The following is a 12,813-nucleotide window of genomic DNA, read 5'->3' on the forward strand; positions in this document are numbered from 1 at the left end:
TGGGCTGGCGGCCCCGCCGCCGCCAGCCGCCGTTCTTTATGCCAGCCGACCCCACCGCAACACCCCAGGCCCGCCGCGCCGGCGGGCTGGCGCGCATTTTCGCGGGCTTGCTCGCGGGCGTGCTGTTGGGCGGTTCGGCGGGCTATTTCTATGCCCGCCAGCTGTACCGGCCCCAGGACGCGGTCGTCATCAGCGCCCGGCAGGCCGAGGCCCAGGAAGAGGCCATGCGCCAGCAGGCCACGCAGCTGCGCTATACGCAAGGGCAGCTCGACACCGCCGACGGCGAACTGGTCATCGAGCGTTCGGCCCGCCAGGAACTGGAAACCCAGTTGCGCGCCGCCCAGGCCGAAGTGGGCCGGGTGCGCGATCAACTGGCGTTCTATGAGCAACTGCTGCCCCCCGGCCCCGAAGGGGCGGTGGACATCCGCAGCGTGCAGATCGATCGCAACGGAGGCGGCCTGCGCTACAAGGTCCTGTTGATGCGCAGCGGCCGCAACGGCGCCGCGCCGTTTGCCGGCGCCCTGCGGTTCCAGGCCACCGGCACGCTGAAGGGCGAAACGGTCACCGTGGACCTGGCCCCCATGCAGGTCAAGGCCGAGTCCGGGCCGGTGGCCGTCACCGGTGAAAGCACCGCGGCGGCATCGCTGGCCCTGCAGTTCGACCAGTATCAGCGCAGCCAGGGCGTCCTGGCCGTGCCCGAGGGATTTGTCCCCGAAAGCGTGACCGTGAGCGTCCTGGAGGGAGAAACGGTCCGCGCTTCCCGCAGTGTCAAGCTGGAACTTTGAGTCTGCGCAAACCCTGCGCTATAGTGACACCATACGAGCGGCGAGGCCGCTCATCGAAATATGGCCGATCCGGCCAGGAGTGAACCATGAATGCAGTGACCGAAACCGTCGACCTGCAGGCCGCCCCGCCTGCTCCCCTGGTCTTTACCGACTCGGCCGCGGCCAAGGTGAAGGATCTGTTGGCCGAAGAAGGCAATCCCGAGCTCAAGCTGCGCGTCTTCGTGCAAGGCGGCGGCTGTTCGGGCTTCCAGTACGGCTTTACGTTCGATGAAGTCGTGAACGAAGACGACACCGTGCTGGACAAGGCCGGCGTGCAGTTGCTCGTGGATCCCATGAGCTTCCAGTACCTGGTCGGCGCGGAAATCGACTACAAGGAAGACCTGGAAGGCGCGCAGTTCGTCATTCGCAATCCCAACGCCAGCACCACCTGCGGCTGCGGCTCCTCGTTCTCGGTGTAAGCCGCCGTCCGAGCAGTCAGGATCGAAACCCTCCGGCGCGCGCCGGAGGGTTTTTTCATTTGGGCGCTAGGCGGGATAGAGCGCGCCCAGGATGCGGGGGCCGCGCGCGCCCGTGACGTCGGGCAGCCCTGCGGGCCGCCGCGCCACGAAGGCCTGGGCCAGCCAGGCGAAGGCGAGGGCTTCCACTTGCTGGGCCGGCACGCCCAGCGCGTCGGTGGCGCGCACCGGGCGCTGCAGGCAGTACGCCAGTTCGCGCATCAGGCCGGGATTGCGTGCGCCGCCGCCGCAGACGAAGACTTCCCGGGTGCCCGCTGCCGCGGCATCGATGGCGTTGGCCACGGTGCGGGCGGTCAGCCGCTGCAGTGTGGCCTGCACGTCCTGCGGCGCCGGCCTGGGGCCGTCGAACTCGGCCAGCCGCGAGTCCAGCCATTGCATGTTGAACAGGTCGCGGCCCGTGGATTTCGGCGGCGGCAGGGCGAACCACGGCTCGCTGGCGATCAGCAATTCCAGCAGGGGGGCCAGGACCTGTCCGCTGGCGGCCCAGCGGCCGTCGGCATCGTAGGGCGCGCCCAGGTGACGCTGGCACCAGCCGTCCAGGAACACATTGGCGGGGCCGGTATCGAAGCCCCGTGGCGACTTGCCCGGTTCCAGCAGCGTCACGTTGGCGATGCCGCCCAGGTTGAGCACGGCCCGGCCTTCGGGCGCGCCGAAGATGGCGGCATGGAAGGGCGGCACCAGGGGCGCGCCCTGGCCGCCCGCGGCCACGTCGCGGCTGCGGAAGTCGGCCACCACATCGATGCCGGACAATTCCGCCAGCAGGGCGGGCGCATTGAGCTGCACGGTATAGCCGCTGTCGGGGCGGTGCCGGACCGTCTGGCCGTGGGCGCCGATGGCCGCCACGTCGCGAGCGGCCACGCCGGCTTCGCGCAGCAGGTCGGACACCGCCTGGGCGTACAGGCGGGCCAGCGCATTCGCGGCCAGCGCGCCTCGGGCCAGTTCATCCTCGCCGGATAGATTCAGCGCCAGCAACTCCTGGCGCAGGTCCGTCGGCATGGGGAGGCTGGCGCTGGCCAGCACCTGCGGTGGCTGGCCGTCGCCCAGGCGCGCCAGCACGCCGTCCACGCCGTCGACGCTGGTGCCCGACATCAAGCCGATGTAGAGGCGGGAATCCTCGCGGTGCGCGGGTTGGGGTGAGGTCACGGGCGCCTCCTGGGCGGGAAAAGGAAAGGATACCCCGCGCCATGCCGGCCGGGCGGGCCGCTGCCCGGATTGGGGCGGCGAAAAAAAAACGGCCGCGCAATCGAATCTGCGCGGCCGCTTTCGGGACGTTCTGCGGGGTGGGTCGCCTAGCGGCTGGCCACGTTGGTCAGCGCGTCGGGCAGGGTCTGCTGGAACTCGGTCAGCAGCTGGATCTGCTGCTTGTACGGCGCCACGGCCTGGTTGAACGCGCGCACTTCGGCGGGTTCCAGGCTGCGGGCGACCGGCAGGTCCACCGACAGCGGGTCGATCGGCTGGTTGTCCACGCGGAATTCGTAGTGCAGGTGCGGGCCCGTCGCCCAGCCGGTGGCGCCGACGTAGCCGAGCAACTGGCCCTGCGAGATCTTCGAACCCTTGGTGATGCCTTCCGCGATGCGGCTCTGGTGGGCGTACAGCGTCGAGTACTTGCCGTGGTGCTTCACGATGACGACGTTGCCGTAGCCGTTCTGCCAGCCGGAGAATTCCACGGTGCCGTCGGCGGTGGAGTGGATCGGCGTGCCCGAGGGCGCCGCGTAGTCCACGCCCTTGTGTCCCGTCCAGGTCTTGTGGATGGGGTGCATGCGCATGCCGAAGGTGGAGCTGATACGGCTGAACTTCAGGGCGGTGCGCAGGAACGCGCCGCGCAGGCTGGTGCCGTCGAAGTCGTAGTACGAGCCGCTCTTTTCGTCGGGGCTGAACCAGACGGCGCTGTAGGTCTTGCCGCCGTTGATGAATTCCAGCGCCAGCACGCGTCCGGCGCCGGCGTAGCGGCCGTCGTGCGAACGCACTTCGTAGACCACGCGGAACTGGTCGCCCTGGCGCAGGTCGCGCAGGAAGTCGATCTTGGCGCTGAGGATGTCGGCCATCTGCATGGTGACCGAATCCGGGATGCCGGCGGCGTCCGTGGCGCCGAACAGCGAGGACTTGATCGTGCCCACCGCGACGCGCGTCTGGCGTTCGGTGCTTTCGGTGACTTCCTCGGCCTTGTAGCTGTCGCCCGCGGGCGCGACGTGCAGCATGCGCGTCACGACCTGGCCGTCCGTCTCGTTGCCGGGAGTATGGATGTAGCGCAGCCAGATCAGCTTGCCTTCCTCGTCGGTGGCGGCTTGCACCGACCGGCCCGGGTACAGCTTGTAGATGCTGCGCGCGCTGGCGTCGTGGGTGAGGAAGCTTTGCAGGTTGGGCGCGTCGAGTTCCAGGCGCTGCAGCACGGCGGACAGGGTGTCGCCGGGCCGGATGCGGGTCTCGCTGATGTACGGCGCGGCGCTGGGCGCGCTGACTTCGACCTGCTCGGCGCTGAGCGGCAGAACGCTGTGGATGATGCGGGACGGGGGGAGTTCGCTGCGGTCGGGTTGCTGCACCATGCCCAGGGCGGCGGCGCCGGCGAACAGACCAATTGCGGAGACGAGGAGAGTGCGCCGGAAAAGTCCCGAGCGGTGGGGCTTGGGTTCTGCGGGCGCAAACAGGGCAGCAACTTTGCGCTTGATGCTACTCGCCAGTTCGTGGAGGCCACGATTCATCGTGAAGATACCCTCTCAGGTGGCAGGAGCTCGCAGGGTGCGCGATGCGAACAAGCCCTCGCGCGCCACGGTTTCCGGGGCAAGGGCTGGCGCGAGGCGCATCTTGTGAACAACGGGTGGTAGAGCGACCGCAACTGCGTATACCTGGCAATTGCGTATGATTAGGGCGGTATCCTAGCCGATTCGGCTAGAATTTTCGATAGTTTTCGTCACTTTTTACACCTTTTTGTCGGCTGAAGCCGCGTTGGTCCCCCTGCCATGTCATCCTCAGAAGCCCCTATTACCCCTGAAGTCGAAGCCGATCTGCGTATAGCCAAGCGCGGATGCGACGAGCTTCTGGTCGAATCCGAGTTCGCCCGCAAGCTGGCCCGCAGCCGCGCCACCGGGGTGCCGCTGCGCATCAAGCTGGGGCTGGACCCGACCGCGCCCGACATCCATCTGGGCCATACGGTGGTGCTGAACAAGATGCGCCAGCTGCAGGACATGGGCCACAACGTCATCTTCCTGATCGGGGACTTCACCTCGACCATCGGCGATCCCAGCGGCCGCAACAATACGCGCCCGCCGCTTACCCGCGAGCAGATCGAGGCCAACGCCAAGACCTATTACGCCCAGGCCAGCCTGGTGCTCGATCCGGCCCGCACCGAGATCCGCTACAACTCCGAATGGTGCGACCCGCTGGGCGCGCGCGGCATGATCCAGCTGGCCTCGCGTTACACGGTGGCGCGCATGATGGAGCGCGAGGACTTCACCAAGCGCTTCAAGGGCGGCATCCCGATCTCGGTGCATGAATTCCTGTATCCGCTGATGCAGGGCTACGACTCGGTGGCGCTGAAGTCCGATCTGGAGCTGGGGGGCACCGATCAGAAGTTCAACCTGCTGGTCGGCCGCGAGCTGCAAAAGGAATACGGCCAGGAGCCGCAGTGCATCCTGACGATGCCGCTGCTGGTGGGGACGGACGGCGTAGAGAAGATGTCCAAGTCCAAGGGCAACTACATCGGCATTTCGGAGTCGCCCGATTCGATGTTCGGCAAGCTCATGTCGATTTCCGACACGCTGATGTGGCGTTACTTCGAACTGCTGTCCTTCCGTTCGCTGGAAGAGATCGCCGCGCTCAAGCAAGAGATCGACGGCGGCCGCAACCCGCGCGACGCCAAGGTCATGCTGGCCCAGGAAATCATCGCGCGCTTCCATTCCGCCAAGGCCGCCGACGAGGCGCTGGCCGCGTTCGAAGCCCGTTTCCGCGACGGCGCGATTCCCGAGGACATGCCCGAAGTGAACATCGGCGGGGCGCCCGTGGGCATCCTGAAGCTGCTGCGCGAAGCCGGCCTGGTCGCTTCCGGCTCGGAGGCGCAACGCAATGTGGAGCAGGGCGGCGTGCGCGTGAACGGCGACCGCGTGGAAGACAAATCGTTGCAATTGCCGGCCGGGACTTACGTCGTTCAGGTGGGCAAGCGCAAGTTTGCGCGTGTTAACTTGAATCCCTGATTGCGGAGCTTTTGCCCTAGGGTCGCCCCAAGGCAAAAGACGCCCCCTTGGGGACAGCGAGTGAGGGCATCCACAGCCTCCGCAAGAATGGCCGGCCCGCCGCCGGGCCGCCCCAAGGCGGGCCAAGCCCCTTCGGGGGCAGCAAGCGCGTCGCGCGCCGCGTGGGAGCTTTCTAGAATGGCCGGCCCGCCGCCGGGCCGCCCCAAGGCGGGCCAGCCCCCCTCGGGAGGCAGCAAGCGCGTCGCGCGCCGTGTGGGGGCTTTCTAGAATGGCCGGCCCGCCGCCGGGCCGCCCCAAGGCGGGCCAGCCCCCTCGGGGGCAGCAAGCGCGTAGCGAGCCGTGTGGGGGCTTTCTAGAATGGCCGGCCCGCCGCCGGGCCGCCCCAAGGCGGGCCAGCCCCCTCGGGGGGCAGCAAGCGCGTAGCGCGCCGCGTGGGGGCTTTTTTTGATACGCTGAGGGTACAGACAGGGGCAGTGGGGCCTTTGCGGCATTTCTAGGAGCACGACATGGAACTTTCGAGTTTGTCATTTTCCGATCACGAGTCGATTCCCGAGCGCTACGCGTTCGGCAAGATCGATGCGCAATCGCACGTCGCGCTGGCAGACAACTTCAACCCGCAGTTTTCCTGGGACGACGTCCCCGCGGGCACGCAGTCGTTCGCCTTGATCTGCCACGATCCCGACGTGCCTTCCCGTCCCGACGACGTCAACCAGGAAGGCCGCGAAGTGCCGGCCGATCTGCCGCGCGTGGACTTTTTCCACTGGGTGCTGGTGGACCTGGCCGCCGATATGCGTGAAATCGAGGAAGGCACTTTCTCCAACGGCATCACGCCGCGCGGCAAGGGCGGCCCCCTGGCGCCCATGGACGCGCGCCAGGGCATCAACTCCTACTCCTCGTGGTTCGCGAACGACCACGACATGAGCGGGGACTACTTCGGCTACGACGGCCCGTGCCCGCCCTGGAACGACGCGCTGGTGCACCGCTACGTGTTCACGCTGTACGCCCTGGACGTGCACAGCCTGAACCTGCAGGGCGCTTTCACCGGCGAGGACGCGCTGCGGGCGATGCAGAACCACGTGCTGGCCAAGGCATCGCTCACGGGCACCTATACGCTCAACCCGAAACTGGCTCCCAAGCAGATCGGCGCCACTTCGGCCTGATCCGCTCCGCCACGAACAAGGCCGCAACGCTTGCGGCCTTTTTTTCGCCCTCGCGGGGCGTTCAGCCCATGGCGCGCTTGAGCCGCAGCAGCGCCAGTCCGAAGGCGATGAACAGGGTGCCGACCAGCCGGTTGATCCAGACCACGATGCGGGGCTGGCGCAGCAGGCGCCGGGCGCGGTGGGCCAGCGTGCCGTAGACCAGCAGCGATACCAGCGACATCGCCGTGAAGATGCCGGTCAGGATGAAGAACTGCGGCAGCAGCGGCGCGGCCGCGTCCAGGAACTGCGGAAACAACGCCGTGAAGAACAGGATGGGCTTGGGGTTCATCGTCGCCACCAGGGCGGCTTCCAGGTAGAGCCGGCCGGCGCCGCGGGGCACCTGCGCGGCGTCCCCGGGAGGCGGAGGCGCGATGTTCGAACGGCCCAGCAGGTGGCGCAGGCCGATATAGAGCAGGTAGGCGGCGCCCGCCAGCTTGAGGAACAGGAACAGCATGGCCGAGGATTGCAGCACCACGCCCAGCCCCAGCATGGCCGCGGCCGACAGCAGGAACAGGCCGGTGACGTTGCCCAGGGTGGACGGCAGCACCGCCCGGAATCCGCCCGCCGCGCCGTTGCGGATGGCCAGCAGGGTGGCGGGGCCGGGACTGACGACGCTAAGCGCGGCTACTAGCGAGTAGGTTATGAGCGTGGAAGTTTGCATGAAAGTTTCTCAAGTCGGATTGAGAGGGGTTTTCGGTCCCGGCGGGATGGCGTGGTTTTCGCGCCCATCCGGGGAATTTTGCCCGGGTTCCCGGCATTTTGGGAGCAATTGATTCTGCCTGACGCGGTAAACTATCCCTCATTCTCCGGGTTTACCCACCCGGGCGCAGTTTTCTCCTCTCTTACCGCCTCAGGAACCTCCCGTCATGTTTGACCGCAACCTCACCCTGTCCAAGGCTGACCCCGACGTTTGGGCCGCCATCCAGAAGGAAGACGTCCGCCAGGAGCAGCACATCGAGCTGATCGCCTCGGAGAACTACGCCAGCCCGGCCGTCATGGAAGCCCAGGGCACGCAGCTCACCAACAAGTACGCCGAAGGCTATCCGGGCAAGCGCTACTACGGTGGTTGCGAGTACGTGGACGTGGTCGAGCAGCTGGCCATCGACCGCCTGAAGCAGATCTTCGGCGCCGAAGCCGCCAACGTGCAGCCCAACTCGGGTTCGCAGGCCAACCAGGGCGTGTACATGGCCGTCCTGAAGCCGGGCGACACCGTGCTGGGCATGAGCTTGGCCGAAGGCGGCCACCTGACGCACGGCGCGTCGGTCAACGCTTCGGGCAAGCTGTACAACTTCATCTCGTACGGCCTGGACGAAAACGAGGTCCTGAACTACGCGCAGGTCGAGCAACTGGCCCGCGAACACAAGCCCAAGCTGATCGTGGCCGGCGCCTCCGCCTACGCCCTGCACATCGATTTCGAGCGCATGGCCCGCATCGCCCGTGAAAACGGCGCGCTCTTCATGGTCGACATCGCCCACTACGCGGGCCTGGTCGCCGGCGGCGCCTATCCCAACCCGGTGCCCCACGCCGACTTCGTCACCTCGACCACGCACAAGTCGCTGCGCGGCCCGCGCGGCGGCGTCATCATGATGAAGGCCGAACACGAGAAGATCGTCAACTCGGCCATCTTCCCCGGCATCCAGGGCGGTCCGCTGATGCACGTCATCGCCGGCAAGGCCGTGGCCTTCAAGGAAGCGCTGGAACCCGAATTCAAGGATTACGCGCAGCAAGTGGTCAAGAACGCCAAGGTGCTGGCGGACACGCTGGTCAAGCGCGGCCTGCGCATCGTTTCGGGCCGCACGGAAAGCCACGTCATGCTGGTGGACCTGCGCTCCAAGGGCATCACGGGCAAGGAAGCGGAAGCCGTGCTGGGCCAGGCCCATATCACGGTCAACAAGAACGCCATCCCGAACGATCCGGAAAAGCCCTTCGTGACCAGCGGCATCCGCCTGGGCACGCCGGCCATGACCACCCGCGGCTTCAAGGAAGCGGAAGCCGAGCTGACCGCCAACCTGATCGCCGACGTGCTGGACAATCCGCGCGACGAAGCCAACATCGCCGCCGTGCGCGCCCGCGTCAATGAACTGACCTCGCGCCTGCCGGTCTACGGCAAGAAGTAAGCCCGCGTCCTGCCTGCGGGCTCCGTGCCCGCAAGCCGGTCCAGTCGAAGGGACGGCCCCGCAAGGCGCCGTCCCTTTGCTTTCCGGGGCGGACGCGGATTAGCCCGTTTGACGCTGGCGGCCGGGCGCGTCGTTACAATATGCTTAACTATTGCCACCAGTGCCTTTAGGGATCACACATGCGGTGTCCATTTTGCGGCAATGCCGAAACGCAGGTCGTCGACAGCCGGGTCTCCGAAGAGGGCGACGCGATTCGCCGTCGCCGCCGCTGCCTGTCCTGTGACAAGCGATTCACCACCTACGAGCGGGTGGAGCTCGCCATGCCTTCCATCGTGAAGCGCAACGGCAGCCGCAGCGACTACGATCCCGGCAAGCTGCGCGCCAGCCTCAGCCTGGCGTTGCGCAAGCGCCCGGTCAGCACCGAAGACGTCGATGCGGCGGTTGCGCGCATCGAGGAACAGCTGCTGGCCAGCGGGCTGCGGGAAGTGCCGTCCGAGCATATCGGCGAACTCGTCATGAACGAGCTGCGCAAACTCGACAAGGTGGCGTACGTGCGGTTCGCCTCGGTCTACAAGAGCTTCGAGGACATCGGCGAATTCGTCGAGGCGATCCGCGAGATGCAGGGCCCCTTGCTCCCCGGCAAGCTGCGCAAGGAATAGCCCGCGCGCTTCATTGCGCGACGGGAGAGCGCGCCAGGCTGGGCGTGAGCGGCTGGAACTTGCGCCAGACTCGGCGCATGTGCTGCGCCGACCCGAAGCCCGATTTTTCCGCCACCCGCTCCAGGTCCAGGCGGGTTTCGCGCAGCAAGTCGCGCGCCAGCGCGACGCGTATCTGATAGAGATAGTCCATCGGCGTGCAGCCGGCGTGTTCGCGGAACAGCCGGGTCAGGTGGCGCGCGCTGGTATGCGCGTGGTCGGCCAGCGATTGCGCCGACCAGGGCGCGGCCGGATCCCGGATGACCGCGTCCTGCACCCGGTGCACGCCCGGATGCAGGTGGCTGCGGTGGTCCAGCCAGGGGGAAAGCGTCGAATCCGTGCCGGCGCGCCGCTGGTAGACCACCATGTCGCGCGCCACCTCGCTGGCCACTCGCGGCCCGCAATGGCGCGACACCATGTGCAGCGCCAGGTCGATGCCGGCCGTGATGCCGGCGCTGCTGACCAGCTTGCCGTCCTCGACGAAGATGCGGTTGTCGTGCAGCCGGGCGCTGGGGTCGATGCCGGCGAGCTGCTCCAGGCAGGTGTGGTGCGTGGTGCAGTCGCGCTGGCGCGTCAGGCCGGCCGCGGCGGCGAACAGCGCGCCCGCGCAGACGGTCATCAGCGTGAAGCCGTCGGCCGGGTGGCGGACGGCCAGCCAGTCGATGATGGCGCGGGCTTGCGGGTCGTCCAGGCGGGTGGGCTTGCCCACCACGCCCGAGATGATGACCAGCGCCTCGGGCGGCAAAGCGGCCGGGAGCGGCTTGAGATGGGCCAGGTGCAGCCCCGGAATGCCGCTTTCGACCTCCCGCGACGGGCCGCAGAAATGCTGTTCGAACGCGTCCGGGCACAGTTTGTTGGCCACCCGGAAGGCCTCCGCCGGGCCGGCGACGTCCAGCAGGACGATGCCTTGCGATAGCACGAAATACACCGGAACCATGGCGGCCTCCCGTGGCGGGTCAGTCCGCCAGCGCGTCGGCGGCGCGCGCGATGCGGGCGAAACGTCCTTGCAGGACCAGTTCGGTGCTGTCGCGGATCTCGGCGGGCGTGTAGTGCTTGCCGGACGGGCTCTGCATGGCGAAGGTGAGGGTGGCGTCGGTGGGGAACACTACCTTGAAGCCGGCGTCGCTGGCGTGGCGCGACGTGGTTTCGCAGCATTGCTCGGTGCGGATGCCGCAGATTACGACTTCCTCGATCCCGTGGCCGTTCAGCCAGTCGTGCAGGCTGGCGCCGTCGGCATCCTTGGCGTAGAGCGAGGAATGCACGGTCTTGTGGAACACGGCCGTGGGGTGGATGCGCAGTTCCTTGAGCGTCCGGACGTGGCCCGAAGCCAGCGAGAAGGGGTTGGCGGGGTCGTTGGAGACGCTGGTGTGGAACACCTGCAGCACCGGCATGTCCCGGGCGGCGGCGGCGTCGATCAGCGACTGGATCTGCTCCACGAAGGCCGGATACTCGGTCTCATCCCAAAACGGACGTTGCCGGAAAGAGTCTTGTACGTCGATGACGATCAGCGCTTGTTTCATGGAACCGGGCTCCAGGCAGTGGAATCAAAAGGGTGTAGTGCTATTTTTACTGCAATCCGGCGCCATCGAGGGCGCGGCGAAAGACGCCTATCGGCCCGAAACGGACATTCGGTGACGGTGCCGTGGCGGCCTCCGCCGGCCCCCCGCCGGGGAGCCGGCGCGGCATACAATCCTGGACATGATGATCCCGAGCGACAACGACGATCTTTTCTGGATGCGACGCGCGCTGGCGCTGGCGCAGACGGTTATGTATTCCACCGCGCCCAACCCCCGGGTCGGCTGCGTCATCGTGCGCGACGGACGCGTGCTGGGCGAGGGCGCGACCCAGCCGCCCGGCGGTCCGCACGCCGAAATCCGCGCGCTGCGCGACGCCGAGGCGCGCGGCGAATCGGTGGCCGGCGCCACGCTGTACGTGACCCTGGAGCCGTGCAGCCATTTCGGCCGCACGCCGCCGTGCGTGGACGCCGTGCTGGCGGCCCGCCCGGCGCGGGTGGTGGTGGCCATGGGCGATCCCAATCCGCTGGTCAACGGGCAGGGCCTGGCGCGGCTGCGCGATGCCGGCATCGCCGTGACCACCGGCATCTGCCGGGAAGAGGCGCTGGCGGTCAATGCCGGCTTCATTTCGCGCATGAGCCGCGGCCTGCCGTGGGTGTGGATGAAGATGGCGGCGTCGCTGGACGGACGCAGCGCGCTGCATAACGGCGTGTCGCAGTGGATTACCGGCCCCGATGCCCGCGCCGACGGGCACCGCTGGCGCGCGCGCAGCTGCGTGGTCCTGACCGGCATGGGCACCGTGCTGAAAGACGATCCGCAGCTCAATGCCAGGGGCGTGGATTCGCCTCGCCAGCCGCGCAAGGCCGTGGTGGACGGCCGTTTCGAGATTCCGGAGCACGCCAGGCTGTTCGACGGCGCCGAAGTCATCCTGTTCACGGCGCGCGAGGACGCGGCCAAGGCCGAGCGCCTGAGGGCCCGGAACGCCCGCGTCGTGATGCTGCCCGGCGAGGAAACCGGCCGCGTGGACCTGCCCGCGATGATGCGTTGGCTGGCCCAGGAGCAGGTCAATGAAGTGCACGTCGAGGCCGGCGCCGGCTTGAGCGGCGCGCTGGTATCGGCGGGTTGCGTGGACGAACTGCTGCTGTATCTGGCGCCGGTGCTGCTGGGCGATGCGGCAGGCATGGTCCGGCTGCCCATGCTGGAGCATCTGGAAGCCGCCCGCCGCTACGAATTCATCGACACCGAACGGGTCGGCGCGGACCTGCGCGTTCGCGCGCGCGTGGCCGAAACATGGCGGGAATTGCTGGGCCGGGTCGATCTGCCTGAACTTTCCTGATCGCGTTAAACCGCAAGGACGTCAGGGGTACTAGCACTCCGCGTTCGCGGCTGCCAAACGCGGAGAGCCTTGTTTTCCGGGGCTCCCGGCGCGATCGGCGCGCGTCGACGGCATCGGACCGACGCGTATCGCATGCGCGAGAACGCGCGCCAGTCGCGACTATTTTCAGCGATGGGCAAAATGAATTGCCACAAAACCGTCAATTGGCTATAGCATAGGCATATGACTTGGCGACACGCCCTGAAGGATTAAACCGCTCAGTGCCACGCGCCCTCGTCACCACGGATTCCCGTGCCGCGTACTCGGCGCTATTTCACGACCGAACCGGCACGCTGCTGAACGAAGACGCAACGCGCCGTTCAGACCGTCCGCTGCCATCGCATAGCGGGCGCATCGGGTTTAAGCCCGAATCATAAGAATCCTCAGGATATCGCTCTTCCCTTCAAAACATTGCTGAGCATTTCA

At 67.3% G+C, this 12,813-nt stretch carries 12 protein-coding genes; 7 read left to right on the plus strand and 5 right to left on the minus strand.

Features of this window, described 5'->3' with window-relative positions:
- The first annotated feature begins 38 nt into the window (after window positions 1-38).
- Together ADE01S_RS08030 and erpA are read left to right on the plus strand one after the other, a co-directional pair.
- Window positions 39-785: a DUF6776 family protein gene (locus ADE01S_RS08030; protein ID WP_062681160.1), complete on the plus strand. Its 747-nt coding sequence runs from the start codon at window positions 39-41 to the stop codon at window positions 783-785.
- Window positions 786-871: 86 nt separating this feature from the next.
- Entirely contained in the window at window positions 872-1,243 is a 372-nt protein-coding gene (erpA, locus tag ADE01S_RS08035) for an iron-sulfur cluster insertion protein ErpA (RefSeq protein WP_006388644.1), read from the plus strand.
- A gap of 66 nt (window positions 1,244-1,309) precedes the next feature.
- Here erpA and ADE01S_RS08040 read toward each other — a convergent pair whose 3' ends face one another.
- Entirely contained in the window at window positions 1,310-2,443 is a 1,134-nt protein-coding gene (locus ADE01S_RS08040) for an anhydro-N-acetylmuramic acid kinase (RefSeq protein ID WP_075873392.1), read from the minus strand.
- A 146-nt stretch (window positions 2,444-2,589) separates the two neighbouring features.
- Window positions 2,590-3,999, minus strand: coding sequence for a M23 family metallopeptidase (locus ADE01S_RS08045; protein WP_062681162.1), 1,410 nt, complete (start codon window positions 3,997-3,999; stop codon window positions 2,590-2,592).
- Between the two features lie 258 nt (window positions 4,000-4,257).
- Here ADE01S_RS08045 and tyrS point away from each other — a divergent pair, with 258 nt between their 5' ends.
- The gene (gene tyrS / locus ADE01S_RS08050; protein ID WP_062681163.1) at window positions 4,258-5,487 is read left to right on the plus strand and encodes a tyrosine--tRNA ligase; all 1,230 of its coding nucleotides are present in this window, start codon (window positions 4,258-4,260) and stop codon (window positions 5,485-5,487) included.
- 506 nt (window positions 5,488-5,993) lie between these two features.
- Window positions 5,994-6,647: a YbhB/YbcL family Raf kinase inhibitor-like protein gene (locus tag ADE01S_RS08055; protein WP_062681164.1), complete on the plus strand. Its 654-nt coding sequence runs from the start codon at window positions 5,994-5,996 to the stop codon at window positions 6,645-6,647.
- Between the two features lie 61 nt (window positions 6,648-6,708).
- Here the strand turns inward: ADE01S_RS08055 and ADE01S_RS08060 are convergent, their stop codons facing one another.
- Window positions 6,709-7,347 carry a LysE family translocator gene (locus tag ADE01S_RS08060; protein WP_062681165.1) on the minus strand — a complete coding sequence of 213 codons (639 nt, stop codon included), beginning with the start codon at window positions 7,345-7,347 and terminating at the stop codon, window positions 6,709-6,711.
- 205 nt (window positions 7,348-7,552) lie between these two features.
- On the opposite strand from ADE01S_RS08060, the gene glyA reads away from it, so the two are divergent.
- Entirely contained in the window at window positions 7,553-8,803 is a 1,251-nt protein-coding gene (gene glyA, locus ADE01S_RS08065) for a serine hydroxymethyltransferase (protein WP_062681166.1), read from the plus strand.
- Between the two features lie 179 nt (window positions 8,804-8,982).
- Window positions 8,983-9,462: a transcriptional regulator NrdR gene (gene nrdR, locus ADE01S_RS08070; RefSeq protein WP_043544829.1), complete on the plus strand. Its 480-nt coding sequence runs from the start codon at window positions 8,983-8,985 to the stop codon at window positions 9,460-9,462.
- A gap of 10 nt (window positions 9,463-9,472) precedes the next feature.
- Here the strand turns inward: nrdR and ADE01S_RS08075 are convergent, their stop codons facing one another.
- Together ADE01S_RS08075 and ADE01S_RS08080 are read right to left on the minus strand one after the other, a co-directional pair.
- Complete coding sequence (locus ADE01S_RS08075; protein WP_062681167.1) at window positions 9,473-10,435, minus strand: GlxA family transcriptional regulator; 963 nt, start codon at window positions 10,433-10,435, stop codon at window positions 9,473-9,475.
- Between the two features lie 19 nt (window positions 10,436-10,454).
- Window positions 10,455-11,018, minus strand: a complete 564-nt coding sequence (locus ADE01S_RS08080; RefSeq protein WP_062681168.1) for a cysteine hydrolase family protein — start codon at window positions 11,016-11,018, stop codon at window positions 10,455-10,457.
- A 178-nt stretch (window positions 11,019-11,196) separates the two neighbouring features.
- On the opposite strand from ADE01S_RS08080, the gene ribD reads away from it, so the two are divergent.
- Window positions 11,197-12,348, plus strand: coding sequence for a bifunctional diaminohydroxyphosphoribosylaminopyrimidine deaminase/5-amino-6-(5-phosphoribosylamino)uracil reductase RibD (gene ribD, locus ADE01S_RS08085; RefSeq protein WP_062681169.1), 1,152 nt, complete (start codon window positions 11,197-11,199; stop codon window positions 12,346-12,348).
- Window positions 12,349-12,813: the final 465 nt, after the last annotated feature.

The organism is Achromobacter denitrificans NBRC 15125, from assembly GCF_001571365.1.
In the GTDB taxonomy this organism is placed as follows: Bacteria; Pseudomonadota; Gammaproteobacteria; order Burkholderiales; family Burkholderiaceae_B; genus Achromobacter; species Achromobacter denitrificans.

Excerpts from the sequence above, each read along its gene's own strand:
- tyrS (WP_062681163.1), top strand. The coding sequence starts at position 4,258 with ATGTCATCCTCAGAAGCCCCTATTACCCCTGAAGTCGAAGCCGATCTG.
- nrdR (WP_043544829.1), top strand. The coding sequence starts at position 8,983 with ATGCGGTGTCCATTTTGCGGCAATGCCGAAACGCAGGTCGTCGACAGC.
- glyA (WP_062681166.1), top strand. The coding sequence starts at position 7,553 with ATGTTTGACCGCAACCTCACCCTGTCCAAGGCTGACCCCGACGTTTGG.
- ribD (WP_062681169.1), top strand. The coding sequence starts at position 11,197 with ATGATGATCCCGAGCGACAACGACGATCTTTTCTGGATGCGACGCGCG.
- ADE01S_RS08045 (WP_062681162.1), bottom strand. The coding sequence starts at position 3,999 with ATGAATCGTGGCCTCCACGAACTGGCGAGTAGCATCAAGCGCAAAGTT.
- ADE01S_RS08075 (WP_062681167.1), bottom strand. The coding sequence starts at position 10,435 with ATGGTTCCGGTGTATTTCGTGCTATCGCAAGGCATCGTCCTGCTGGAC.
- ADE01S_RS08055 (WP_062681164.1), top strand. The coding sequence starts at position 5,994 with ATGGAACTTTCGAGTTTGTCATTTTCCGATCACGAGTCGATTCCCGAG.
- ADE01S_RS08060 (WP_062681165.1), bottom strand. The coding sequence starts at position 7,347 with ATGCAAACTTCCACGCTCATAACCTACTCGCTAGTAGCCGCGCTTAGC.
- ADE01S_RS08080 (WP_062681168.1), bottom strand. The coding sequence starts at position 11,018 with ATGAAACAAGCGCTGATCGTCATCGACGTACAAGACTCTTTCCGGCAA.
- erpA (WP_006388644.1), top strand. The coding sequence starts at position 872 with ATGAATGCAGTGACCGAAACCGTCGACCTGCAGGCCGCCCCGCCTGCT.
- ADE01S_RS08030 (WP_062681160.1), top strand. The coding sequence starts at position 39 with ATGCCAGCCGACCCCACCGCAACACCCCAGGCCCGCCGCGCCGGCGGG.